This window comes from Bacillota bacterium (assembly GCA_024653485.1).
Taxonomy (GTDB): Bacteria; Bacillota; SHA-98; order UBA4971; family UBA4971; genus UBA6256.
The window spans coordinates 103,323-129,443 of record JANLFY010000005.1 but is presented as its reverse complement, the minus strand read 5'-3'; the positions used below and the strand labels follow the sequence as shown (position 1 = coordinate 129,443).

The 26,121-nt window shown below is 62.7% G+C and carries 20 protein-coding genes and 1 other RNA gene; all 21 read left to right on the top strand.

Translation table 11 applies throughout. The features are described 5' to 3' along the window. Positions 1 to 68 precede the first annotated feature (68 nt). The 21 genes from NUW12_05470 (at position 69) to NUW12_05370 (ending at position 26,074) form a co-directional block, all read left to right on the top strand. On the top strand, positions 69 to 1,580 hold the full coding sequence (locus NUW12_05470) for a magnesium chelatase (GenBank protein MCR4402220.1): 1,512 nt from the start codon (positions 69 to 71) through the stop codon (positions 1,578 to 1,580). Continuing rightward, a complete protein-coding gene (locus NUW12_05465; GenBank protein MCR4402219.1) occupies positions 1,577 to 3,418 on the top strand; it encodes a VWA domain-containing protein in 1,842 nt (613 codons plus the stop codon). The genes NUW12_05470 and NUW12_05465 overlap by 4 nt, the downstream gene beginning before the upstream one ends. A 73-nt stretch (positions 3,419 to 3,491) precedes the next feature. Continuing rightward, on the top strand, positions 3,492 to 3,995 hold the full coding sequence (locus NUW12_05460) for a lipopolysaccharide assembly protein LapA domain-containing protein (protein ID MCR4402218.1): 504 nt from the start codon (positions 3,492 to 3,494) through the stop codon (positions 3,993 to 3,995). 288 nt (positions 3,996 to 4,283) lie between these two features. Next, positions 4,284 to 6,023 (top strand): single-stranded-DNA-specific exonuclease RecJ, encoded by a 1,740-nt coding sequence (gene recJ, locus NUW12_05455; protein MCR4402217.1) that lies wholly within the window; start codon positions 4,284 to 4,286, stop codon positions 6,021 to 6,023. Between the two features lie 117 nt (positions 6,024 to 6,140). Continuing rightward, a complete protein-coding gene (locus NUW12_05450) occupies positions 6,141 to 8,321 on the top strand; it encodes a bifunctional (p)ppGpp synthetase/guanosine-3',5'-bis(diphosphate) 3'-pyrophosphohydrolase (protein ID MCR4402216.1) in 2,181 nt (726 codons plus the stop codon). 19 nt (positions 8,322 to 8,340) lie between these two features. Next, positions 8,341 to 8,790 carry a D-aminoacyl-tRNA deacylase gene (dtd, locus tag NUW12_05445; protein ID MCR4402215.1) on the top strand — a complete coding sequence of 150 codons (450 nt, stop codon included), beginning with the start codon at positions 8,341 to 8,343 and terminating at the stop codon, positions 8,788 to 8,790. Between the two features lie 80 nt (positions 8,791 to 8,870). Beyond that, the gene (locus NUW12_05440; protein ID MCR4402214.1) at positions 8,871 to 9,485 is read left to right on the top strand and encodes an MBL fold metallo-hydrolase; all 615 of its coding nucleotides are present in this window, start codon (positions 8,871 to 8,873) and stop codon (positions 9,483 to 9,485) included. Between the two features lie 144 nt (positions 9,486 to 9,629). Then, positions 9,630 to 10,784 (top strand): SurA N-terminal domain-containing protein, encoded by a 1,155-nt coding sequence (locus tag NUW12_05435; protein ID MCR4402213.1) that lies wholly within the window; start codon positions 9,630 to 9,632, stop codon positions 10,782 to 10,784. Between the two features lie 143 nt (positions 10,785 to 10,927). Then, on the top strand, positions 10,928 to 12,220 hold the full coding sequence (gene hisS, locus NUW12_05430) for a histidine--tRNA ligase (protein MCR4402212.1): 1,293 nt from the start codon (positions 10,928 to 10,930) through the stop codon (positions 12,218 to 12,220). Positions 12,221 to 12,431: 211 nt separating this feature from the next. Beyond that, positions 12,432 to 14,246 carry an aspartate--tRNA ligase gene (gene aspS / locus NUW12_05425; protein MCR4402211.1) on the top strand — a complete coding sequence of 605 codons (1,815 nt, stop codon included), beginning with the start codon at positions 12,432 to 12,434 and terminating at the stop codon, positions 14,244 to 14,246. 51 nt (positions 14,247 to 14,297) lie between these two features. After that, positions 14,298 to 14,483, top strand: a non-coding RNA gene (gene ssrS, locus NUW12_05420) — 6S RNA. Between the two features lie 269 nt (positions 14,484 to 14,752). Then, complete coding sequence (locus tag NUW12_05415) at positions 14,753 to 16,081, top strand: AAA family ATPase (GenBank protein ID MCR4402210.1); 1,329 nt, start codon at positions 14,753 to 14,755, stop codon at positions 16,079 to 16,081. A 216-nt stretch (positions 16,082 to 16,297) separates the two neighbouring features. Next, a complete protein-coding gene (locus NUW12_05410) occupies positions 16,298 to 16,819 on the top strand; it encodes an Rrf2 family transcriptional regulator (protein ID MCR4402209.1) in 522 nt (173 codons plus the stop codon). A gap of 176 nt (positions 16,820 to 16,995) precedes the next feature. Further along, positions 16,996 to 18,219, top strand: a complete 1,224-nt coding sequence (nifS, locus tag NUW12_05405) for a cysteine desulfurase NifS (GenBank protein ID MCR4402208.1) — start codon at positions 16,996 to 16,998, stop codon at positions 18,217 to 18,219. A 227-nt stretch (positions 18,220 to 18,446) separates the two neighbouring features. Beyond that, complete coding sequence (gene nifU, locus NUW12_05400; protein MCR4402207.1) at positions 18,447 to 18,863, top strand: Fe-S cluster assembly scaffold protein NifU; 417 nt, start codon at positions 18,447 to 18,449, stop codon at positions 18,861 to 18,863. Continuing rightward, positions 18,860 to 20,107: a tRNA 2-thiouridine(34) synthase MnmA gene (gene mnmA, locus NUW12_05395; protein MCR4402206.1), complete on the top strand. Its 1,248-nt coding sequence runs from the start codon at positions 18,860 to 18,862 to the stop codon at positions 20,105 to 20,107. Before nifU ends, mnmA begins: the two co-directional genes overlap by 4 nt. Before the next feature lie 91 nt (positions 20,108 to 20,198). After that, entirely contained in the window at positions 20,199 to 20,462 is a 264-nt protein-coding gene (locus NUW12_05390) for a hypothetical protein (GenBank protein MCR4402205.1), read from the top strand. 84 nt (positions 20,463 to 20,546) lie between these two features. After that, complete coding sequence (locus tag NUW12_05385) at positions 20,547 to 21,617, top strand: AI-2E family transporter (GenBank protein MCR4402204.1); 1,071 nt, start codon at positions 20,547 to 20,549, stop codon at positions 21,615 to 21,617. Between the two features lie 185 nt (positions 21,618 to 21,802). After that, entirely contained in the window at positions 21,803 to 24,442 is a 2,640-nt protein-coding gene (gene alaS / locus NUW12_05380) for an alanine--tRNA ligase (protein MCR4402203.1), read from the top strand. An 85-nt stretch (positions 24,443 to 24,527) separates the two neighbouring features. Beyond that, positions 24,528 to 24,785 (top strand): IreB family regulatory phosphoprotein, encoded by a 258-nt coding sequence (locus NUW12_05375; protein ID MCR4402202.1) that lies wholly within the window; start codon positions 24,528 to 24,530, stop codon positions 24,783 to 24,785. Between the two features lie 107 nt (positions 24,786 to 24,892). After that, positions 24,893 to 26,074 carry a baseplate J/gp47 family protein gene (locus tag NUW12_05370; GenBank protein ID MCR4402201.1) on the top strand — a complete coding sequence of 394 codons (1,182 nt, stop codon included), beginning with the start codon at positions 24,893 to 24,895 and terminating at the stop codon, positions 26,072 to 26,074. Positions 26,075 to 26,121: the final 47 nt, after the last annotated feature.

The following is a 26,121-nucleotide window of genomic DNA, read 5'->3' as shown; positions in this document are numbered from 1 at the left end:
AGTATGCACCCATTTTGGCACGGCCATAATACCTGTAGACCGTGGAGGAACGGCGGGAGGTGCGCGTCATGAAGGGATACCTGGATCTTGTCGTCCATGACGGCAATCGTCCACTCATGGAAGCACTCGAGGCTTCAGTCGTGTCGCTCCTTGCCGGGCGGCCCCTCCACGTTCACGTGGAGGGACTTCGAGGCACCGGGAAGACCACGATCATTCGCGCCATGAGGGATGTGCTTCCGAGCATGCGGAGGATCAAAGGTTGCCCGTACAACTGCGACCCCGAGAGCCCTCACTGCCCCGAGCATCGGGGCCTCTGCCGCGAAGCCATCGAAGCTATAGGAACGGAGGAGGTGCCCGTCCCTTTCCTTGAGATATCTCATGCCGCGAAGATCGGCACTGTGGTGGGAAGCATCGACCTCGCACGGATCGTGGACCCTTCAATGCCGGAGGCTGCGCTTCTGCCTGGCGTGCTCCCCCGGGCACACAGGGGGGTCGTCTTCATCGACGAGATCAACAGGCTCGCCGATACCTCTCCTGAGCTCACGGACGTGCTCTTGGATGTCATGGGCACCAAGCCCGGCCGTCTCCAGGTGGAGGAAACCGGCTTGCCCACGTTCGAGATCCCCATCACGTGCGCCGTGTGGGCCGCAAGCAATCCCGACGAGGAGCCCGGCGCGCTGGAGGACATACGGAGGCAGCTCTCCGACAGATTCGACTTCACGGTGAACATGGCGAGACCTCAGGACCAATCCACGGTAAAACGCATCCTCCTCGACGGCGAGGACCGGCTCAGTCTGCAGCCATCCTCCATCCCTGGACGGGGCGGGGCTTCGTCGAGGTGTCTAGAAGTGGTTAGAGAGAGAATGCTGGGGCGGGCAGCGGCGTTGCCCGACGTGACCCTGCCCGATGACCTAGCCTCTCTCCTCGCGGAGGTGTACGTGAGCTTCGGCATGGAGAGCCTTCGAGCTGTGGAGGCCATCTCGCTCGGAGCTCGCGTGCGCGCTGCGCTATGCGCGAGACCGCACGCTTCCATCGAGGACGTGAGGACGGTGCTCCCCTTTGCCCTCCGACACAGGGTGGACGCCTCCACTCTCATAAGCATCGGGAAGTTCTTCGATGAGTACGAATCCAGGTGCGGTAGGCGTCGGGAGGTGGACCCGCCCAAGGACGAGACGTCCGAAGGAACGCGGGACGCTTCCGCAGATGAAGCGCGATACAAGGACAGGGACCTAGGAGCCGCGATAGGCGAGCAAGGCTCGCGTCCGGACACTCTCTGGGAGAGACTCATGAAGGGCATGGGCTTCACGAGGCCGGACGCGCCCAAGGGCGGGCCGACAGGGGGCGGTCGTTCAGGGTCGGGCCAGGCCTCCCCTAGGGCGTCCGCGGCGGGCGCAGGTCCCACGGGCGGCGGGGGCGCGGATTGCGGGAGTCCCCAGGAGACGAGCCACGAGAGTCGCGCGAGCGCCATATCCGATCCGACCGACTTCCCCCTCGTGGCACCTCCCATGAAAGCTAGAAGCCTTGCTCAACTGGCCGGCGGTGAGGTAGTGTTCACGGAGGAGGATCTCAGGCTCCGATGACCTCCTTCGACCATATTCCCGTCCTTCGATACGACGCCCCTCGTCTCGTCCGAGTGATGCAAAGCGAGTTCCGGATGGGAAGGGGCATCAGGGTCGGCGAGACGACGGTCGTGAGCAGGCGGGTCCATGTCATCCACCCCGCTAATCCGGGAGAGATCAAGGTCATCGTGAACCAGGACGCGGGGGTGGCATTCTACGCCAGGCGTCGGAAGGATGAGATCCTGCACATAGATGTGTTCCACGAGGTCGCTGAGGTGGACCACCGCAGGGCAGCTGAAGCCGTGAAGCGCGCTGTCCATAGATTCTACGGCGATCTCCTCCTCGACCGGGCGCGGGGCCTCTTCCTCCCTCAGCCCAGGGAACTCATAGACCTCATGGACATTCAGACGGGCACTGGCGGCGGCAGGATAGGGGGCGCTCTCAATTACGGAAGGAAGCTCTCGCTGCGCAGGGCTCACTGCAACCACGTGCACATCGCGGCGATGCTTCCCGACAACTGCCTCCTCGCGTTGTTCTACTTGGTGCTGGCTCTTGAGGAGGAGATAACCGGGCAGGGCGTGGAGATCCGAAAGGTGGAGAGGCTTACTCACCAAGAGGGCACTGGGAAGAGCGATCTCTCGCCATACTCTAGCATGTTTGATTCCTACCTCAACGAGTCGGGGACCGCGGGTCATGGTCAAGATTGGGAGAGGCTGCCTCGGGAGGCGAGGATTGAGGCGGTGTCCTGCATGGCCGAGGAATTCGGGGGAAGGGCGAACATGGCGCGTCTTCTCGACCTTCTTCCTGCGTCGGGCGCCATCCCGCCGGACATTCGATCTGATACCGGTGATCTCGACGAGGTCCTCGAACGCCTGTCCGCCTTCGACCTTGTGGCTCGTGAGCGCGGGCAGCTCACGCTCACCGCGAAAGGGAGGGAGGTGCGTGACATTCTTGCGACGTGTGCATCGGAGGTCGAGGCGGGTATAAGGAGACTCATAAGGAAGATGCCGCTTGTGCCGCGGATTCCCCGGCACGAGGAAGGGCGTTTTGGACGGAAGGCCAACCACGAGAGGCCCAAGGTGTCGAAGAGCGTGAGAGCGCCGAAGGAGGGAGAATGGTGCGACGAGATCGCGGTGCCCGAGACCGTGCTTGCCGCGCTCTCCAGGGAACACCTCGAAAGGGGCTGTTCCAGACAGTCTTCCTCCTCCAGCGCCGGGGAGAACGCCATTGCGCCTACTCTTGCGCCGCGCCTCACGCGTGAAGACATAAGACTGTACCGAAAGCGCCCTGCCAGGCCGCCTGAAGTCTGCTTGCTCATCGACGCAAGCGCCAGCATGGTCGGAAGGCGGATCCGCGCGGCCAAGTACCTCATTCGTCATCTCGCTACCGCGTGTCAGGTGAAGGTGACGGTCCTCACCTTTCAAGAACGGGACGTTCGACTCCAGATAGCCTCCACGAGGAGCAGGAAGGTCATTGAGGAAGGGGTTCGGCGCATCGAACCCGCGGGCCTCACACCGCTTGCCGCCGGAATCACGGAGGCGCTGGACTTCATCCGGTCGAAGAAGCTCAAGGACGTGCTCCTGGTCTTGATCACCGATGGAATACCCACGATGAACCGCTGGACCGCGGATCCCGCACGGGACGCTCTCACCGCGGCGAAACGCATAGCAGAGGACAAGGTGCCGTTCATGTGCGTTGGACTCCAGCCGAACAGGGACTTCCTCAGGAAGCTCGTGGACACGGCGGGCGGCAAGCTGTACGTGGTCGACGAATTCGATAAGGACGTCCTCATAAGCCTGGTCAGGTACGGCAGGAAAGAAAGCGCGAAGGGAGGATTCTCACCTTTCCGTGCCGAATAGCCCAACAAGATCCGCCAAGCGAATGAACCCCCTTTCGGGTCGGTCGCCTGCTTCGGCGCGGGAGATGAGCTCTTTGCAGGTAGTAACGGTCATCGGACTTGCGTTTGCTCTCCTCGTAGCGGTGTTCGCCATCCAGAACTCCATGCCGGTTACAGTCACGTTCCTCAGGTGGCGCCTTACCGATGTTTCTCTCGCGCTCGTCATTCTCGGTTCCGCCGCTGCTGGAGCCTTGGTCATCGCTCTACTGGGCGCCGTGCGAGAAATCGGCCTCAGGCTCAGTCTGAGGTCGCTCCGCGGAAGGGCCGAGCGGCTTACTCACGAACTCGAGACGACTAGAGGCAAGGCCGCGAACTTGGAAGACGAGGTCGCGAGACTGGAGAACGAGGTGCGCGCGAGAACGCATGAGCTAGAGAGCGCCAGGAAGCGGATGGAGGATCTCGAAGTCGAACTGGAGGCTACACAGGTTATGGAGGTTCTTCCGCCGCCCCAGGGAGGCGTCGACCCTGGGGTCGGAGCCGAGCCCGACGCGCTGGCAAGCCACGCAGCCGACCACGTTGAACGGAAATCCGGCGCCTGAGAGTATGCGACGGGAGTGAAACCGCACCCGGACGAGACCCCACCTCAGCGAGCCGGGGGCGATGCCACCAACCGAAGGACTCGTGTCGCCGCACAGAAGGCACTGCCCTGGACTAGCCAGGAAGTGCCTTTCTTGCTTATAATGCAGTAGGTGGGCGTAATCGGTGGGCAAGTCCGGCTTAGCGTGGCAGCTCCTCGCGGATGGCCGTGGAAGACTGCCGAGCGCTCCAAGAGCCGACCGCAGCGGGCCGGAGAGCGGCGGCGCGAGATGATGTGGAGGAAGATGGCATTGGCAGGTCGCGTATGGAGCGTCGCGGGTCTTTCTAGAGACTCTGAAGAGACGAGCAAGGCGCTTGCAAGGGAGCTCCGGATTCCGCTGCTCGTGGCCAGGGTAATGCTGCTTCGGGGTTACGCCAGCCCCTCGGCTGCCCAGGAATTCCTGAGGGCGGACATGGGGGATCTCTTGGATCCGTTCCTCCTGCCGGACATGGAACTGGCGGTGGTCAGGGTGCTTCGCGCTCTGAGGAACGGTGAGCGGATCCGGATTTACGGCGATTACGATGTGGACGGCATCACGTCCACGTGCGTCTTGCTGGACGTGTTGAGGACTCTCGGCGCCAACGTGGATTACTACATCCCCGGGAGACTCCATGAAGGATACGGGCTGAATCTGGAGGCTGTAGAGAGAGCGGCGTCCGCCGGCGTATCCCTCATCATCACCGTGGACTGCGGCATCACAGCGGTGGAGGAGGTGAACCTCGCTGCAAAGCGGGGAATCGACGTAATTGTCACCGACCATCACGAGCCCTCCCACGTGCTCCCGAGGGCTCACGCGCTGGTGAACCCCAAGAGAAGGGACCAGACCTACGCGTTCCCTGACCTCGCCGGGGTGGGCGTCGCCTACAAGCTGGCCTCGGCGCTCCTGAGGGCTCACGCGGGCACCCTTGACGCGCCCGTGCCCTCTGACGAGCTGCTCGAACTCGTGGCGTTGGGCACGATAGCGGACGTGGCCCCCCTGACCGGCGAGAACAGGATCCTTGTAAAGCACGGCCTTGCCAGGCTGAGCACCGCTCCCAACCCGGGCATTCAGGCGCTCATCCAGGTGTCGGGCCTGACGGGACGAGAGATCGGGGCCGCCGCCGTGGGCTTCTTCCTTGGCCCACGGCTGAACGCCGCGGGGAGGCTTGGAGACGCTTCGCTTTGTGTGGACCTGCTCACCGCCGCCTCTCCGGACGACGCGGAGCGCATCGCGTCAATCCTGGACAAGGCGAATCAGGAAAGGCAGTCCTTGGAGCAGGCCATACTGGACGAGGCCGCATCAATGGTGAAGACCTCTGAGGACGGCGAAGCGGAGGACGCCGTGATAGTCTTGGCGGGCGAAGGCTGGCATCCGGGCGTGATCGGAGTGGTCGCCTCGCGTCTCGTGGAACGCTTCTGGCGCCCCGTGATATTGATAAGCATGGAAGGTGATGAAGGGCGCGGCTCAGGCAGGAGCATCGACTCTTTCGATCTATACGGGGGCCTCGTTCAGTGCAAAGACTTGCTCAAGGAATTCGGAGGCCACCGCCGAGCGGCGGGGCTGTCGCTGTCCCGTAGTGCCGTCGATGCGCTTCGCGAGCGCTTGAACCAGATAGGCCGGAGCACGTTGACTCCGGAGGACCTCACTCGAAAGGTCGTCTGCGATCTAGAGGTGAGGTTCGGCGAGATCGACCTCGCCGCGGCGGAGGGTCTTGGCATGATGGCCCCGTTCGGAGAGGGCAACCCCGTTCCGACCTTTCTATCGACGGGAGTGCGGCCCGTCGAGTACCGAGGCGTAGGGGCTGAAGCGAGGCACCTCAAGATGAAACTCGCTCAGGACGGGGTCGTGCTCGATGCGATAGGGTTTGGGCTTGGGAGCAAGGCACCCGTGCTTTTCGCGCGGGGAGCGAGGGAGCTGGACGTCCTATACACCATCGAGGTCAATCAGTGGAATGGCGCCAAGCAAGTTCAGCTTAATGTAAAAGAGTTGCGGGAGGCTGTCAGAAGCTGACGCTTGTTGTATAATTGAAGGTGTGAAAAGGGCGGCCGACAGGCGCCCTCCGGGCGCGGCGCGGCTGGCGGTCAGGGACTCTTCGTCCGGGAGCGATGTCGGTTGCGGGTGGTCGAGATGGAGCAAGGCATAGGCGACATCATCGAGAGAATAAGGCGGTACGCTCCCGAGGGAGATCTCGATGGGGTGAGGAAGGCCTATGAGTTTGCGGCTCATGCCCACGCCGGGCAGAGGCGTGACTCGGGGGACTCTTTCATCTTCCATCCCCTCGGGGTTGCCGCGATCCTCGCGGAGCTCGAGATGGACGTCACAACGATCTCGGCGGGCCTGCTCCATGACGTGATAGAGGACACGCCCGTCACTCTCGATCAGATCAAGGCCGAGTTCGGACGAGAGGTGAGCGTTCTCGTCGACGGAGTCACCAAGCTGGGCCGGCTGCCATTCATGTCACGGGAGGAACAACAGGCGGAGAACCTTCGAAAGATGTTCCTGGCGATGGCCCAGGACATCAGGGTTGTCCTCATCAAGTTGGCCGATAGACTGCACAACATGCGCACCCTGGGGCATCTTCCGTGGGAGAGACAGGCGAGGATAGCCAGGGAGACTCTCGAGATATACGCACCGTTGGCCCACAGGCTGGGCATGTGGAGAGTCAAGTGGGAGCTCGAAGACCTGGCGCTCCGGTACCTCGAGCCAGGCGAGTATTACAAGCTCGTCGAGAAGGTCGCGAGGAAGCGAAAGGAGCGGGAGGGTCTCATAGAACAGGCGAGCGCGGTGCTCAGGAGGGCCCTCGACGAGGCACATGTGCCGTGCGAACTGCAAGGACGGGCGAAGCACTTCTACAGTATATACGAGAAGATGAAGCTGAAGGGAAAGGCCTTTGAGGAGATATACGACCTCATTGCCATAAGGGTCATTGTCAACAGCGTGAGGGACTGCTACGCGGTGCTGGGGATAGTCCACTCGTTGTGGAAGCCGATGCCCGGGCGGTTCAAGGATTACATCGCGATGCCCAAGTCCAACATGTATCAGTCGCTGCATACGACCGTCATCGGTCCCGCCGGAGAACCGCTCGAAATCCAGATCCGAACCTGGGAGATGCATCGTACCGCGGAGTACGGCATCGCGGCCCATTGGAGGTACAAGGAAGGCACGCGCACCGTGAGCGAGTTCGAGGAGAAGCTCTCGTGGCTGCGCCAGCTCCTCGAGTGGCAGCGGGACATGAAGGACGTCCATGACTTCATGGAGACCCTGAAGATAGACCTCTTTAAAGACGAAGTCTTCGTATTCACCCCAAAGGGCGACGTCAAAAACCTCCCCGCAGGGTCCACCCCGGTGGACTTCGCCTACACCGTGCACACGGACATCGGACACAGATGCACAGGCGCCAGGGTCAACGGCAGGATGGTGCCCCTCGACCACCAGCTGTGCAACGGAGACATCGTGGAGATTATCACATCCAAGGGACCGGGGGCGCCCAGCCGCGACTGGCTCGCTTTCGTCAAGACATCGAAAGCTCGCAACAAGATCCGCCAATGGGTCAGGGAGGTGCACCGCGAGGAGGCCGTGCCGCGAGGCCGGGAACTCATCGAGCGGGAGCTGCGCAGACAAGGTCTTGAGGTTCGCGACAACCTCAAGGTGGATAGGCTCTCTTTGGCAGCGAGGCGCCTGGGGTTCGCAGACCCGGAGGACTTGCTTGCCTCGATCGGCGATGGCAAGATGTCGCCTGCCATGGTGGTGACTCGGCTCGTTCCTGAGAGGCTTGCTAGGGACAAAGAGGAAAAGGAGCCGACTCAGCTTGTCTCGCGGCGGAAGCGTCGGTCGGGGCAGGGCGTCAAGGTGAAGGGCGTGGACAACGTCCTCGTAAGAATGGCCAAGTGCTGCAGCCCCGTGCCCGGGGACGAGATAATCGGCTACATCACGAGAGGGAAGGGCATCTCGGTGCACAGGAGCGATTGTCCGAACATATCGTGGCTCCTGGGCTCGCCTGAGCGCACCATTGAGGTGGAATGGGAGTTTGCCGAGGACAACTCCTATCCCGTGGAGCTCGAGATCGAGGCTCACGATAGAGTGGCGCTCCTCTCCAACATAATGTCGGCTATCACCGAGCTTCGAGCCAATATCAGCGCCGTGAACGCCAGAACGACGAAGGACCAGATGGCTGTGGTGAACATGGTGGTCGAGATCACGGACACCGACCATCTGAACTCCATTGTGAACAGAGTGAGGCGCGTTCACGGAGTAACCGACGTGCATAGGGCGCACCACACGGGCGTCCAGCAGTTGCAGTCGGTGTAGACAGGGATCGTGGAGGAGCATGAGGGCGGTTGTGCAGCGAGCCAAGTCGGCTCGAGTAGTGGTGGGCGACGAGGTAGTAGGACGGATAGGGCGGGGAGTCGTCGTCTTCCTTGGCGTGGGCGCTGACGATTCTCAGGAGGACGCAAGGTACCTTGCGGAGAAAGTGGCCGGTCTCCGCATCCTGGACGATGAAGCGGGGAAAATGAACCTCTCTTGCCTCGATCTGGGTTTGCCGGTGCTTGCCGTGTCGCAGTTCACTCTGTACGGGGACTGTCGCAGGGGACGCCGTCCCAGTTTTACTGAGGCCGCGAGGCCCGAGAAAGGACTCGAGCTGTACGGCACGTTCGTGACTGAATTGCGAAGGACGGGTCTCGTCGTCGAGACCGGTCGGTTCCAGGCGGCCATGACGGTATTCGTGGAGAACGACGGCCCTGTCACTATACTCCTGGACAGCAGGAAGCTGTTCTGACGTCCAGCCGGACCCCGCGCGGGCGACTTCGCTGCAGCGGTGCCGAACGGCATGGGGCCAAGGGAGGTCGGATGAGCTCAGTGATTGTACGGACGGTGCGCGTGGGGCAGCTCGGCACGAACTGCTACATAGTGGGGTGCGAGGATGAGCGCAAGGCCGTGGTGATAGATCCCGGCGCGGAACCCGAGAGAATCATCCAGGCGTTGAGGGCGGATGGGTTCACGTGCGGGGTCGTCGTGAACACGCACGGTCACGCGGACCACATAGCAGCGAACGGCGCCGTGAAGGCAGCGACAGGAGCCGCCATAGCCGTTCACATGCTGGATGCGGAGGCCCTTGCGGACCCATCTGTGAACCTCTCAGCGTTCGCCATGCCTCCGGGCTTGCGGGTCGAAGGCCCTAGAGCGGACAGGCTCCTGGCCGAGGGTGAAGAGGTGGTGGCGGGCTCTGTGAGACTTCGAGTGGTCCATACGCCTGGACACACCCCGGGCAGCATTTCGTTGGTGGGTGACGGCGTCGTATTCTGCGGGGATACGCTCTTCGCGGGAGGTGGCGTGGGGCGCACCGACTTCCCGGGAGGCTCGTACGACTTGCTCGTGATGTCCATCACGGAAAAGATCTTCTCACTTCCCGATGACACGGTCGTGTATCCGGGGCATGGTCCTTCGACCACGGTCGGCACGGAGAGATGGTGAGGCCCGGTCAGGGCTCCCTGCAAGCGGCGCACGGAAGGGAAAGCCGGTGACGAGGTCGTGAACGCGTCTTGGCGACGTGATTGACAGGCGCGCCGGGGGTCGGTTAGAATCACAGCGTACTGCCTATGATTGGAGGAGATGCTCTTGTTCCGGGGCTTTCGGGGGAAGAAGGGCTCGAGACTGGCGAAAGCTATCATCATAGTCATATCGGTGACTTTTGTCGGAGGGCTTGCGTACACAGGGACAGTCTTCATGAGACGCCCGTCCGAAAGCGAGGCAGGGATAGTCGCTAGCGTCGACGGCAAGAGAATAGGCTGGGAGGTCGTGGACAGCCGCTTCAAGGATGCTCTTCTGGAGGAATACGAGAACACGGGCCGGGTTCTTCCGGAGACGAGGGGGCCGATCCGAGCGTCCGCGGTCGAACAGCTCATAAACAGCGTGCTCATCAGCGAGGCCATAAAGAAGGAGAAAATCCAGGTCCCTGCCAAGCAAGTCGAGGCCGAGCTCAAACGGCAGAGAGACGCATTTCCGAATGACGAGGCGTTCCGCGCAGCTCTCAAAGAGAACAATCTCACGGCGAGCGATCTCAAGAGACAGATTCGGGACTCTCTGGCCGTGCAGACCATGTTCTCGCTCGTGACGTCCAGTGTCTCCGTGTCTGAAGACGCTGTCAAGGCGGCGTATACTAAGGAGACGGGCAAGCCGGCGGAGGGACAGGAGTTCGAAGGAAAGAGGGCGGGAATACGAGAACGGCTCGAGGCCGAGGCGAGGCAGGACGCCCTCGTCGCGTGGCTTGATGGCCTGCGAAAGAACGCCAAGATAGAGATATTCGACCCTGAGATACGGGCCGTGAAAAAGCTCCAAGAGGGAGCATATGACGAAGCCATCGCCGAGTACGGCGAGGCCATCAAGAAACAGCCTGACAACGCTTATCTCTATGTCGGGCTCGCCCAAGCACACCTCGGAAAGAAAGACCTCGCCGGGGCGACGCAAGCTCTGGAAAAGGCGCGGGACGTCTATCCGGAGGAGCCGTACATCAGGCTCCTCCTGGGAACCGTGTACCGGGACGCTGGCGCTCGCGAGAAAGCCAGGCATGAGCTCAAAGCGGCCTCCGAACACGGCGGGCTTGACATCCTCCTGCACATTCGCCTCGAGTCGCTCTTTCAGAGCATGGGCATGAATGACGATGCCAAAGCTGAGAACGAGAAAGTATCGGAGATCAGAGGGTTGCTGGAACGCAGGAGCGGTGCGGCAAAGGCTCCTACCGGATCAGGCTCCGGGTCTCCGAACGGGAGCTAATTCGGGGCGGTGTCTGTCGGTTCAGATGCCACCGGGACCGAAGCGTCTGACGCCCCAGGTGGTCGGGAGCGCCGGGGAGTCGAGACGTCCGTGCGTCCCGCGCCTGATGTGGCAGAATCTGCTGAGATCGAGGAGGCCGGCCGATGGGCGAGTTGAAAGCGCCGAGGGGTACCGCCGACATCCTTCCAGGGGAGTCGGAGTTGTGGCTCCGTGTGGAAAGAGCGGTGCGCGAAGTGTGTCGAGCTGCGGGATACGGAGAGATCCGTACACCCATCTTTGAGCACACTGAGCTCTTCGAGCGCGGGGTGGGCGCTGTCACTGACATAGTCGAGAAGGAGATGTACACCTTCGAAGACAAGGCCGGACGAAGCATGACGTTGCGCCCCGAGGGCACGGCCCCGTGTATGCGCGCGTACTTGGAGCACAACATGAGGACGCTGCCGCAGCCGGTGAAGATGTACTACATCGGTCCCATGTTCCGTTACGAGCGTCCCCAGTCGGGGAGGTTCAGACAGCACACGCAATTCGGTGTGGAGGCCATAGGCTCGCCCGACCCTGCCCTCGACGCCGAGGTCGTCTCGATACTCGTCGATGTGTACAGACGTCTCGGGCTATCCGGTTTCGTGGTTCATCTCAACTCCATAGGCTGCCCCCAGTGCCGGCCTCGCTACAAGGAAGCCCTAGCGAGAGCGGTGGAGGCACGGGCGGACGATCTTTGCCCTGATTGTCGTCGTAGGCTGGGGCGCAACCCGCTCCGCATCCTTGACTGCAAGAATGAGACGTGCCGCGAGATCTCGGGGAACGTGCCCACGATATTCGGCTTCCTGTGCGAAGAATGCAGAAAGCACTTCGACGATGTTACGAGGTATCTTGAGAATCTGGGGCTTGACCACGAGATCGACTCGCGCATCGTGCGCGGACTCGATTACTATACCAAGACCGTCTTTGAGGTGGTCCACGGCAGCCTCGGCGCCCAGGACGTGCTGGGCGGCGGGGGACGGTACGACGGGCTCGCCGAGGACCTCGGCGGGAAGCACACCCCTGGGGTGGGGTTCGCGGCGGGGATCGAGAGAGCAGTCATGGTTCTCCGTGCGTTGGGCTCACCGCCGGTGGAGGCGGAAACAGGCGCGGGCATCGTGGTCTTCGTCGCAATCGTGGGCATGGAGGCCAGGGCAGAGGGGTTCAGGCTCGTGAACGCCCTTCGCGCGCGGGGGGTGCCCGCGGACCTCGACTACATGAATAGGAGCCTCAAGGCTCAGATGAAGCATGCTGGCAGGTGTGGAGCTCGCAAGGTCGTCATCCTTGGAGCGGAGGAGTTGGAGGCTCGGATGGCGACCGTGAAAGACATGTCCACCGGCGAGCAGTCCAGGGTGGCTCTCTCCGAACTCGTGAGAGTCCTTTCGGAAGGCGGGAACGGCGCGGTAGATTGGCGGTAGGGTGATGGACGACCGGCGGCGACCATCCAGCCCCCGGCGTCAGGCCGTCTTCAGGGTGGGAGAGTGAAGGTAGGCGACAGACGAGGGGAACCTCTGAAAGGCCCGGCGCGCCCGGTCGCGGGTCGGCGCCGGGCGAGGTTTATCGCGACGAGGCACAGGGTATCAACCGCTGGACCAAGACTCCAGGCGGATGCACGGAGAAGTGAGGCTAATGCAGAAGAGGACGCACATGGCAGGGGAGCTTTCCGAGCGTGTCGTTGGGGAGAGGGTTACGGTGGCCGGGTGGGTTGCCAGGCGAAGGGATCTGGGAGGTCTCGTGTTCATCGACCTTAGGGACCGCTCAGGGCTCGTCCAGATCGTGTTCAACCCAATGGTGGCGAGGGACGCCCACGACACAGCGGAGAAACTGGGCAGCGAGGACGTCATCTTGGTCTGGGGCACGGTCGAAAGGCGCCCGCCCGGGACCGAGAACCCGTCGATCCCCACCGGGACGGTCGATGTCGTGGCCGATGGGGTCGAGGTCCTATCCAAGTCGAAGACTCCTCCATTCTACATCGCGGAGGATCTCGACGCGGACGAGTTGCTCCGGCTTCGGTACAGGTACCTCGACCTCCGCAGGCCTGACATGCAGCGCAACCTCATCTTCAGGCACAAGCTCACCATGGCCGTGCGGCGGTTCCTTGATTCGCGGGGGTTCATCGAGGTTGAGACGCCGATGTTCATCAAGAGCACGCCCGAGGGAGCGCGGGACTATGTCGTGCCCAGCAGGCTCAACCCAGGCAAGTTCTACGCCCTGCCGCAGTCGCCGCAGCTTTTCAAGCAGCTTCTCATGGTGGCCGGGTTCGACCGCTATTTCCAGATCGCGCGGTGCTTTCGAGACGAGGACCTCAGGGCCGACCGGCAACCGGAATTCACGCAGATAGACATCGAGATGTCTTTCGCGGATCGCGACGACGTGCTAGCCCTAACTGAGGACATGATGGCCGCATGCATGGAGGAAACCCTGGGGCTCCGCGTGGCTACGCCTTTCCCGCGGCTGTCCTACGCGGAAGCCATGGAAAGGTATGGATCGGACAAGCCCGACACGAGGTTCGGCATGGAGCTGTTCGACATCGGCAAGGCTGTGGGGGGATCAGCGTTCAGGGTGTTCCGCGACGCCGTGGCGGGAGGCGGCAAGGTGGCTGCCATAGTGGCGCCGGGCTGCGCGGGCTTTTCGCGCAGGGACATCGATGAGCTCGAGGAATTGGCGAAGACGTTCGGTGCCAAGGGGCTCGTGTCGATCGCGGTGTCCCAGGGCGAGGGGGGCGGTCTCCAGTTCCGCTCAGCCGTCGGCAAATTCCTGTCCGATGCGGAGCTTCAGGAGATAGCGCGGCTGACTCGCGCTGCAGACCAGGATCTCATCCTGATCTCAGCCGGGCCCCGCCCCGTGGTTCAGAACGTCTTGGGCCGGTTGCGCCTTCACCTGGGATCGAGGCTGGGCATGATTCCCCAAGACACGATCGGATTCGCATGGGTCGTCGACTTTCCCCTGCTGGAGTTCAGCGAGGAGGAGGGGAGGATCGTGGCGGTTCACCACCCGTTCACGGCCCCACTGGGCGAGGATCTTGACCTCCTCGAGACGAGTCCCTTGGAAGTGCGCGCCAACATGTACGACCTTGTCATGAACGGAGTGGAGCTCGGGAGTGGGAGCATAAGGGTGCATCGGCGCGACATTCAGGAGAGGATATTCAGGGCTCTCGGCCTCGGACCGCAGGAAGCGCAGGACAAGTTCGGGTTCCTGCTGGAAGCGTTCGAGTACGGCGCGCCACCTCACGGCGGCATCGCGCTTGGGTTCGACCGGGTAGTGATGCTCCTCGCAGGCCGCAAGACCATACGAGATGTCATCGCGTTCCCCAAGACGCAGCGCGCCGTATGCCCGATGACAGGGGCGCCAGGACCGGTATCCCGAGAACAGCTCAAAGAGCTTCACATAGAGGTCGTAGACGCGGAGAGAGCTGCCGCTGCCGGTGACGCGCAAGAATCTTGAAATCCGCTGAGTCCTGTGGTATCATTACCGTGGTGCACAAATGAAGAGCCATGGACCCTACCGTGTGCGATGTGGTGCTGGTAACTTCTGTTCCAACACCATATGAAAGGGAGCCCGGCCTCCGGGTGCGGCGCGTATGCCGCGGTGGTGCGGACACGTAAACCACCTGGGAGGGCACCCACCTGCAGGGCGCAGGGATATGAGATGTTACCGGTAAGACGGCACGGTGGGGTCTTCTTTTTCTTCTCGTTGCGCTCACGCGATGGTCGAAGGCCGTGCCGCGGCACACCGCGCCGCGGTAATCCCTGCCACTCAAGACCCTCCGCAAGCCTCGCGTCGGAAGCGTGCGCGTGTAGCGTGCGGTGCATTGAAACACGGGCTCTGGTGTGCAACAATGACAATGGGAACACACGCTCGCCCCACCCGACGCGGCTCACGAGAAGCAGCGCCCGATCGGGGGCTACCGGACGAGGCTACCGGAGGTGTATCCGGACGTGGACGTCGACATGTTCGGTCGCGAGGCTAGGGAGACGTTGCGGCGCGATGCGCCGCTCGCTGCGCGGATGCGTCCGAGGAACCTGGACGAGTTCGTCGGACAAGATCACATCATTGGCCCTGGCAGGCTTCTTCGGAGGGCCATCGAGGCGGACCGGCTTGCGTCCATAATCCTATATGGGCCGCCGGGGACCGGCAAGACAACCCTTGCAATGGTGATCGCGAACATGACAAGAGCCCACTTCGAGCAGGTCAACGCGGTCACGGCAGGCGTAGCCGACATAAGACGGGTCGCGGCCGAGGCGGAGCAAAGGCTGGGGATGCACGGGAAGAGAACCATTCTGTTCATCGACGAGGTTCACAGGTTCAACCGATCCCAGCAAGACGTGCTCCTTCCCGCGGTGGAGAACGGAATCGTCATCTTCATCGGAGCCACCACGGAGAACCCCTTCTTCGAGGTCAACGCGCCCCTCGTGTCCAGGTCGCGGGTGTTCCGGCTGGAACCGCTCACAAATGCGGACATTGCCGCTATCCTCCGCCGTGCCCTCGAAGACAGCGAGCGCGGATTGGGAGGGTTGTCCGTTGAGATCGATGATGACGCCTTCGATCACATAGTCAGCATGGCGAACGGCGACGCGCGATCCGCTTTGAACGCCATCGAGCTCGCGGTTCTCACCACGCCTCCTGACGCGCGCGGCGTCCGGCGGATCACTCTCCAGGTGGCGGAGGACTCCATCCAGAGACGCGCTCTCGCATACGATCGCGACGGCGACGCGCACTACGACACAATATCCGCCTTCATCAAGAGCATGAGGGGATCAGACCCTGATGCGGCGATTTACTGGCTTGCACGGATGGTGGAAGCTGGCGAGGACCCCGAATTCATCGCCAGGCGAATACTGGTACAGGCAGCCGAGGACGTGGGGTGTGCGGACCCGCACGCCCTTCTCGTCGCGTGTGCCGCATGCTGGGCAGTGAGGTTTGTGGGATGGCCCGAGGCAAAGCTGCCCTTGGCCCAGGCCGCCATCTACGTTGCCACCGCCCCGAAGAGCAATGCAGCGTGTGTCGCCATCGGGCGCGCGACCGAGGACGTGAGGAAAGAACGGTCGGGAGAGGTGCCTGCTCACCTAAGGGACGCCTCGTACGGGAGTGCCGCTCGGCTTGGCCACGGCGTCGGGTACAAGTATCCCCATGACTTCCCAGGTCACTTCGTAACGCAGCAGTATCTTCCCGATACCCTCCTCGGTAGGGTGTACTATGAACCGTCGTCGAACGGGTACGAAAGGCAGATCGCGGACCGTCTCGCCAAATGGCGAGGGGCAGTGAGAGCGAACGAATAGCGCGGCATCTGAAGCGCCGCGCGGGACGCACGAGCTGTCCGGTCGGCTGAGGTACGTTCGAGGCGGGTGGGCGGAGGAGCCGCGACTAGAGCGCGATGACACAGGCGGCGCCGTTGACACGACTCCCCGATCATGCTATAGTGGTGTTGAAATCCCAACGAGTTTAGTCGGAATTCCTTTCCCGGGCGGGACTTTGACACAGGGAGGGTGAGAGCGGTGAGGCTGTCCACGCGGGGCAGGTACGGCGTGCGGGCAATGTACGACCTTGCCCTCCGCTACGGTGAAGGCCCCGTTTCCCTGAAATCCACCGCGGAGCGTCAGGATGTCTCCGAGCACTACCTCGAGCAGCTCATGGCGGGCTTGCGGCGCGCCGGCCTCGTGACGAGCTCGCGAGGTGCGCAGGGCGGCTACGAGCTCGCGAGGCCTCCGTCGCAGATCACCATCGGCGACATAGTGAGGGTGCTCGAGGGACCCATAGACCCAGCTGAATGCGTGGCCGACGGAGACCCGGCGGAAACGTGCGAGCGAGCGGATGAGTGCACTATGCGTCTCGTGTGGAAGAAGCTCAAGGACTGCATGAACAGGGTGCTTGACTCCATCAGCCTCAGTGACCTCTGCGACGAGGCTGCGGGATTCGCCGCCGGACGGTGCGGATCGTGCAAAGCGGCGCCGGGCTGCGCTAGCGTATCCGTGGGAACACGAGGGGATGCCCGGGCCCGATCGGAGGGCGTCTCTTGAGCCGTGCGGTGTCGCGGTAAGCGAGAGGTCGGGTGGCAACACTATGAGTTGGTGACGCCGAGATAGAGATTGAACCCCATGCCGCTCGAGGCAGGCAAGGGTCCCGAGGAGCAGAGGCGCTAGACGGTCGACGCTCCCAGCCCTTGAGTACCACAGTGAGCAGGAGCTGATATCAAGTGAGGACTATATACTTTGACAATGCGGCCACCACCCAGCCCCGCCGGGAAGTGGTCCAAGCTATGTTGCCGTACCTTGGCGACGAGTACGGAAACCCGTCGAGCATTTACGGGATAGCCCGCGTTTCAAGAGCCGCCTTGGATGGAGCGCGCGAAAGGGTCGCGGCGATCCTGGGAGCTGACCCGAAGGAGATAGTATTCACGGGGAGCGGCACCGAGGCGGACAACACGGCGATCAAAGGGGTGGCCTTCGCCAACAGGGAGAGGGGCAACCACATAATAACGTCGTCCATCGAGCACCACGCGGTCCTCGATAGCGTGAAGCGCCTGGAAAAGCACGGGTTCCGCGCGACATACCTCCCAGTGGACGCATACGGGATGGTCGACCCCGCTGACGTTGAGGCGGCCATAACCGACAAGACGATTCTCATCTCGATAATGCACGCCAACAACGAGGTGGGCACGATCGAGCCCATCGAGGAGATAGCGGAGATCGCGAAAAGGCACGGCGTTTACCTCCACACCGACGCCGTCCAGACCGCGGGGCACATACCCATCGACGTGAAGCGCCTGGGCGTGGACCTGCTGTCTCTCTCAGCACACAAGTTCTACGGCCCAAAGGGTGTTGGGGCGCTCTACGTCAGGCGGGGCGTGCGGATGGAGCGGTATATCGACGGCGGCGCACAGGAACGCAACAGAAGGGCGGGCACCGAGAACGTGGCGGGCATCGTGGGACTCGCGAAAGCGCTCGAGCTCGCCGCCGAGGAAATGGACGCCGAGATGGAGCGGGTATCCCGGTTGCGCGACCGTCTGATTCAAGGGGTAATGAACCGCATCGGGCATGTGAGGCTGAACGGACATCCGACCAGGCGGCTCCCAGGAAACGCGAGCTTCTGCTTCGAGTTCATCGAGGGCGAATCGCTTCTTCTGAACCTAGACATGCTTGGCGTGTGCGGGTCGAGCGGGTCCGCGTGCACGTCGGGGTCGCTCGAGCCATCTCACGTGCTGCTAGCCATGGGCGTTCCCCACGAAGTCGCGCACGGCTCGCTCAGGCTGACGCTAGGCCGCTACAACACGGAAGAGGAAGTTGACTACGTCCTCGGGCACTTGCCGGCGATAGTGGAGAAGCTGCGGGCGATGTCCCCGTTCGGACAAGAGCTCGGATCGGCGACAGGCGCTTGCGACAAGTGCGCCGGAGCGCCCGAGCCCGCCGCCAAGCACTAGCGGGCGCATGCGTGGCGGCACGTCCCGGCGCTTGCCAGCAGCCAGCGGCTCGATGCGATGGGGCGCGGCGGGACATGGCGTAGGACGACGGTGGAGCGAAGGTCGGCGACGGGGCGGATGCGGGAAGTGCCCGCGATCGCAGCGGAGCGGACGATGGCCGCTTCGTGGCGCGAGATTCGTCGCGGTCTGCCCGTGTCGCGACTCGGAGAGGAGAGGGGATGAAGCGCGTGTACTCACAGAAGGTGATGGACCACTTCACGAACCCAAGGAACGTGGGGGAAGTGGAGAATCCCGACGGAGTGGGTATGGTTGGCAATCCGATCTGTGGCGATGTCATGAAGCTGTCCATAAAGGTTGAGGACAACAGGATAGTAGAGGCCAAGTTCAAGACCTTCGGGTGCGGCGCGGCCATTGCCACGAGCAGCATGGTGACGGAGCTGGTCAAGGGCAAGACGCTCGAAGAGGCCATGGAGATATCCAACAAGGCGGTGGCGGAGGCCCTGGACGGACTCCCCGCCAACAAGATGCACTGCTCGAACCTTGCGGCGGACGCGCTCCACAAGGCAATCGAGGACTACTTGGCGAAAAAGCGCGCCGTCGCCCCCGAGGGCGAGAAGAGGCTTGTGGCTGGCGAGAGTCGGTGAGTCGCGCGCCTGGGGCTGAGAAGGTGGGCGGGCGGGAGCGCGTGCTCGTCGCGATGAGCGGCGGGGTCGACAGCTCCGTCGCGGCGGCCGTGCTCAAAGAGAGGGGCTTCGAGGTCATCGGTGCGACCATGCAGGTGTGGCCGGGGTTTCTGCCGGTAGGCGAGAGCGAAGGCGGATGCTGCTCGCTGGCAGCGATCGAGGACGCGCGCCGGGTAGCCGCCATTATAGGCATTCCGTATTATGTGCTGAATTTCCGGGAGAGGTTTGAGGAAGAGGTAATAACATACTTCGCGCGAGAGTACGCATCCGGCCGCACGCCGAATCCCTGCATAAGGTGCAACCAGCGCATCAAGTTCGGGCATCTTCTCCGCAAGGCAAGAGAGATGGGAGCCGCCTTCGTCGCCACGGGACATTACGCCAGGGTTCGCAAGGACCCCGAGACGGGGCGGTGGCTGCTGCTCAGAGCCAAGGATCCGCAAAAGGATCAGACGTACGTACTGTACTCGATGACCCAGGACGAGCTTGCCCACACGCTCTTTCCAATCGGCGACTTCACCAAGGACGAGGTCCGCGGCATGGCAGCGTCTCTTGGGCTTCCCGTTGCGGAAAAGCGTGAGAGCCAGGAGATATGCTTCATTCCGGACAACGACTACAGGCGCTTCCTGAGAGAATACCTCCCAGGGATCGCAAAGCACGGGCCCATCCTCGATCTCGATGGGAACGTCGTTGGCGAGCACGAGGGCGTGGCGTTCTATACGATCGGCCAGCGTAAAGGCCTCGGGATCGCCTCGGCGGAGCCATTGTACGTCGTCGACATCGACCCGGCCGAGAACGCCGTGGTAGTGGGCAAAGCCGGCGATCTCCTGGACGCGGGGCTCGTGGCGCAAGGCCTCAACTGGATACCCTTCGACAGGCTCGAAGCACCGATAAGAGTGGAGGCCAAGATCAGGTACCGCACTCCGGGCGTCAGCGCGACGGTGGCGCCGGTGTCAGAGGCCGCGGCGCGGTGGGACGAGCGAGCAGGCCCTGAGCTAAGTCAAGTGGGCCCCCTCCGTGATGAAGTGGGCGAAGCGGGCCCGGCCGAGGCGGCGGAGACGGTGGAGGTGCGCTTCGTAACCCCACAGAGAGCCGCCACGCCCGGGCAATCAGTGGTGTTCTACGACGGGGACGTCGTGGTAGGCGGTGGTGTCATATCCAAACGGCTACGCGCATCATGGCGACGAGCCGGAGCCGACCGCAGGTGAGCGCCGGCGACGCGAGGGCGGCTTGGGTCACTTGGGCCATTATTCTCACCTTATTGGGGCATACTAGCCTCCTGAAAGGGAGGCGTTTGGCATGAACAGGTTTTGGCGATCGATCATAGCTGGTAGCGCGGCGGGCGCCGCCATAGGAGCCTACTTCTATGTCAGGTCACGCAGGGCTCGCGCACGGACTCTTATGGGCGCCGACTCCGAGGACATGCGCGCCGCTCGTTCCGCGCGCGCCATGGTCACGAAAGCCGCGGGGCGAATGGTCACGCAGGTGGGCAGGAGCATCGTCGGTGCGGGCGAGAAAACCCGCGCAGCCGGGAGGCGCCTCAGGCTCGGCAGAGCCGACTAGGCAAGCCGGGGTGCCTTGACGCGCCCCGGCGCGTTTCCACCAGAGGAGATCAGTGGGCGGCAGGTAGAGGGATGAGCCTCGCGCATGCCTGAGAACGATGCAGATAGGAGTGTCACCCCCCGAGGGCGTGAATGGGTGTCCCGGGCCCTGCCATGGCTCCTCCACGTGCTCCTGGTCGCGGCCGTAGCGTTGTTCCTGTTCCGGGTGAGGGCCGTGCTCGCGCCGTTCGTTCTCGCGTTGGGCCTCTCGTATCTCATGAATCCCCTGGTAACCTACTTGGAAAAGCGGGGAGCGCCAAGAAGCGCCGGCACCCTGGTAGTGTACGTGGGCTTCACGCTCTGCGTCACTCTTGTGGGCGTATACCTGTTTCCCAGGCTACTCACGCAGCTCGAGACTCTCACCGACGTGCTGCCCGAACAGGCTCAGCGGGTTCAAGCGAGGCTCGTCGCGTTCTACACGAGGTTCAACAGGTTCAACATACCAGAGCCTCTGAAAGGCGCGGTGGACGACGGCATCCGAAGGGCCGAGGAAGGGGTGGCGGACTTCGCGAGACGTTTCGTGAGCGCTCTTCCCGGCCTCCTGCCCAAGATGACCATGCTCATTCTCGTTCCTGTCCTGGCCTTCTACTTCACAATGGATTTCCCCGAGATCAAGATGTGGCTCTTGTCGTGGATACCCTCGAGATGGCGCAGCGAAGTGGTGGGCTTGCTCATCGAGGTGGATCAGGCACTGGGATCGTTCGTCAGGGGGCAGATCCTGGTGTCTGCGGTGGTCGGCGTGCTCATTTTCTTGGGACTGTCCATCATCGGGGTGGACTTCGCGTTGGTGATCGGGATCGTTGCCGGGATCTTCAACATCGTGCCCTATTTCGGCCCCGTGATAGGGGCCATCCCCGCCGTCATCTCCGCCCTGCTGGAGTCGCCGGTGCTCGTGATCTATGTGATAATCCTGTTCGTCCTCGTGAACCAGCTCGAGAGCGCCGTGGTCGGACCGAACATCCTCGGTGAGCAGGTGGGCCTTCATCCAGTTGCAGTGATATTCTCCGTCCTCGCGGGCGGTCACCTCTTCGGGGTCACAGGGATCCTCCTGGCAGTGCCAGCCGCGGCAGTCGTGAAGGTCATACTCAGATACCTCCATGACAGGCTGGTCTCGTGACCCCCGGGAGTGGGATGGGCCGACTCCGTTCATGTTGTGGCTGCGTAGCGCTGGCGGCGCGGCGGGCGTCGCGTTGACACCCCCTGTTCGATTCGCTATGATAAAGGTAACTTGGATCTGGGAGGATGTGGGCTGTGCAGGTCAGACCGGGGACTAGGGCTTTCACCACCAGCGAGATTCGGAACATGTACAGGGAGTTCTTCATCGGGAAAGGGCACAAGCCTCTGCCCAGTGCCTCGCTCATACCGAGGAACGACCCGACGCTTCTCCTGACAGGGGCTGGCATGGTCCCCTTCAAGCCCTATTTCCTTGGCACGGCGAAGCCCGAATCGCAGCGAGTGACGACGTGTCAGAAGTGCGTGCGGACCCTGGACATAGATAACGTCGGGAAGACGGCTCGCCACCTAACGTTCTTCGAGATGCTGGGCAACTTCTCGTTCGGCGACTACTTCAAGAAAGAAGCGATCCCATGGGCCTGGGAGTTCGTCACCAGGCACCTGGGCCTGACGGAGGACAGGCTGTGGGTGACGATATACCTTGACGATGACGAAGCATTCGAGATTTGGAACAAGGATGTGGGGGTCGCGTCGGAGCGCATTAAGCGCTTTGGGAAGAAGGACAACTTCTGGGAGATAGGCGTAGGTCCCTGCGGCCCGTGCTCCGAGATACACGTGGACAGGGGCGAGGAGTTCGGCTGCGGAAGGCCCGGATGCGAGCTTGGCTGCGATTGTGACAGGTTCATGGAGATATGGAACCTCGTATTCATACAGTTCCATCACGACGAGGCGGGCAACTACATTCCACTGGAGCGGAAGGGCATCGATACCGGGATGGGGCTTGATCGGGTAGCCGCGGTCATGCAGGGCGTGCCCACGGTGTTCGACACAGACGCCGTGTCTCCCGTGACTCGTGCGGTCGCTGAGTTGGGTGGAGTCGTGTACGGGGAGCGAGGCCGGCGGAAAGGCGACAGCGAGCACGGAAGAGACGCAGACGTTTCGGTGAGGATCATCACCGACCACGCGCGAGCTGTGACCTTTCTGGTGGCTGACGGGGTGCTGCCTGCCAACGAAGGAAGAGGATACGTTCTACGAAGGCTGATTCGGCGCGCCGTGCGCCACGGAAGGCTCCTTGGCATCACGCGGGCGTTCCTCGCCGACGTCGCGGACGTCATAACCTCCGTCATGGGCGGAGTGTACCCGGAGCTCGTGGAGAGAAGAGATCACATACGCAAGACCCTGTCCATCGAGGAAGAGCGGTTCATTGACAGACTAGACCAGGGTACCAGCATCCTTCAGGATGTCATTGAGGGTCTCAGGAGTGCGGGAAAGAACGAGGTCCCCGGGGAGGAAGCGTTCAGGCTTTACGACACGTTTGGCTTTCCTGCGGAGCTCACGCGGGAGATCGCCCAAGAGAGCGGCATGACCGTGGATGAGGCGGGGTTTGCCGCCGCCATGAAAGAGCAACGCGAGCGGGCGCGCGCTGCACGGCAGGATCTCGGGTACATGGGCGATCTGTCCACGGCGAAGGCACAAGCTCTGTCCGGGCTTTCCACGAAGTTCGTTGGGTACGAGACGACTTCGACGGACGCGAGGGTGTCAGCGCTCTTCGTCGACGGCGAGCCTGTGAGCCGCGCGGACATAGGGCAAACCGTGGAGATCGTGCTCGACGTCACGCCCTTCTACGGGGAAGCCGGCGGGCAGGTGGGAGACTCGGGGACCATAACGGGGCAAGCTGGAAGGGCCCGGGTCACGACGGCCGTTCGGGCGTCGGATGCTATCACAGTGCACAACGCCACTGTCGAGGACGGCGGCATCGCCGTGGGCGACGTGGTGAAGGCAGAGGTTGACGGGGAACGCCGCCTCGCGATAGCCCGAAACCACACTGCCACGCACCTCCTGCATGCCGCGCTCCGGAGAGTTCTCGGTGATCATGTGTTCCAGTCCGGCTCTCTCGTTGCTGACGACCGGCTCAGGTTTGATTTCTCCCATCACTCGGCAATGACGGACGAAGAGATTCGCAAGGTGGAAGACATGGTCCTGGGCTGGGTGCTGGCAGACGTGCCTGTCCGACCGGTGGAAATGACGCTCGATGAGGCCAAGGCCATAGGGGCCATGGCATTGTTCGGCGAGAAGTACGGTGAACGGGTTCGTGTCGTTGGGATAGCTGATTGCAGCAACGAGCTGTGTGGCGGCACGCATGTCGGCCGCACGGGCGAGATCGGGCTTGTGAAGATCTTGTCGGAGACCGCGGTGGCCGCAGGGGTTCGACGTGTGGAAGCCGTGACAGGAAGGGCCGCCCTCGAGTTCCTGAGGTCGCAGCAGACGCTGCTGGAGAGGGCGTCGGAAGAGGTCAGAAGCCGACCCGAGGAGCTTCCGCAGAAACTGGCCAGGATGGCCCAGGAGCTCCGCGCACGTGAGAAAGAGATTGAGTCACTTCGAGCGAAGATGACTCTGTCGCAGGTGGACGCGCTCCTCGCGGGCGCGGTCGAGGTCGATGGAGCCAAGATCGTCGTGGCCGAGACGGAGATCTTCGACCCGGCCGCGCTGCGCGAGCTGGCAGACGGTCTTCGAGCTCGGGTCCACTCGGGTGCCGTGGTCCTCGGGTCTCGATCCTCGGGTAAGGTGCTGTTTGTGGCGACGGTCACCAAAGATCTCATAGACAGAGGCCTGCGCGCGGGCGACATCGTCAAGGCCGCGGCTGAAGTTGCTGGCGGAGGCGGTGGCGGACGTCCTGACATGGCACAGGCGGGCGGAAGGGACGTCACCAAGCTGAAGGACGCGCTGGGGAAAGCGATGGCTACGATAGAGCGGGCGCTACTGCACTGAGCGCGGGGTCATCCAGGACAGACGCTCGGTGGGTCAATACGGGGGGCGTTCGGCAAAGCCGGCGCCAGGGGGGCGTGACGCCGAGATGAAGGGGCCCTTTGATGAGACTCAGACGTTTCGGGTCGTTCCTGAGGACGTGGTGAGCGCCAGAGCGCTGCTGCTCGAGGTTTACCAGGCTTTGAAGGAGAAGGGGTACAACCCTACGAATCAGATCGTCGGGTATCTGATGTCGGGGGACCCCACTTACATAACGAGCCACAAAGGCGCCCGAAACCTCGTGCGGAAGCTGGAGCGGGACGAGATCATCGAGGAACTCGTCAGGTACTATCTCGAAGGAAGATAGGCGTGACAAGGTCGGCTGAGGCTTTCGAAACGGGGACCAGGGACGCACGGGAGACGCCTCGACGCAGTCGCGGAAAGGCGGGCCGGTTCGGGAGGTCGGGCGGTAGGTTGCCGACGCAGGTGGGGCTGGGGAGAGGTTTTGCCTCGGTCGTCGGCCTGACCGCCTTGTCCGTCTTTGCGACGCTGTATATGCTTTGGCCGAGAGCAACCGTGGCGATCTCCGCACCTGAATCGGAGGTGCGCCGCGAGTTCGAGATAAGGGCGTCGATGGCCGCAACCGAGATCGACGTTGAGGGCGCTTGTGTGCCGGCCCGTGTCGTACAGGCCTCTTTCACGGTATCAGCAACGGTGCCTGCTTCAGGATTGGTCCGATCGGGAGCAACGAAAGCGCGCGGGGTCGTGGTTTTCATCAACGATGCGCCGAGGCCCGTGAGCGTTCCTCGGGACACCGTGGTGGCCACAGCGGCGGGCGTGAGGTTCCGCACTCTGGCCGACATAGTCGTTCCTGCGTCCGTCGTGAGGCATTACATGGGCGTGACCGTTGACGCTGATCCTGGGATGGCGAAGACGAGCGTGGAGGCGAAGGAGCCTGGGATGCACGGGAACGTAGCGGCGGGGCGCATCACGGTGGTGGTGGACGGGGCAAAGCCCCACCTCAAAGTGATGAATCCTGAGCCAACTGTGGGTGGCGAGGATGCGGTGACACCGGCGGTGTCCGCGCTCGACCTCATGACTGCCAGGAAGAGGCTCGCGGCGGAAGCTGCCAAGACAGCCGTCTCGAGGCTTGTCGAAGGAGCGCCGGCGGGCTTTCGAGTTCTTGGGGAGACGCTCGTCACGGAACTGGGGGAGCCGGTTTTCAGCCAGGCTCCTCTTACTCCGTCCACGCAGCTTCGCGCGTCTTGCCGGACCCACGCCAAAGCGCTTGCCGTGAGAGAAGAGGACGTGTTGAGGGTGGCGAGAGGTCTATTCTGTTTGGGGCTCGATGATGGCAAGGCTCGTGTGGTCTCGCCTGAAGTGGAGGTGAGGCTGGGTAAGGTGAAGAGGGTAGATGACGAGACCGCTGTCATCCGAGCCGCCGCTCGCGCGCTTGTCGCCGAAGGCGTCGATGTAGACAAGTTAGCGATGGAGCTCGCGGGTATGAGCATCAGTGAGGCCGAGTCCTTGCTTTCGGAGCGGCATGGGGAAGCCGGGTTCTCAATACAGCCCGCTGGGGGCGTCGCAGGACGCTTACCACGCTTCCCCTTGTGGATACGGGTGGTCGTGCGCCGGCCGGAGGCGAAGAGCCTCTAGAGCCGCCACATATCGTCAAGTCGGGCGATATCAGGGTCGGAGAGGGA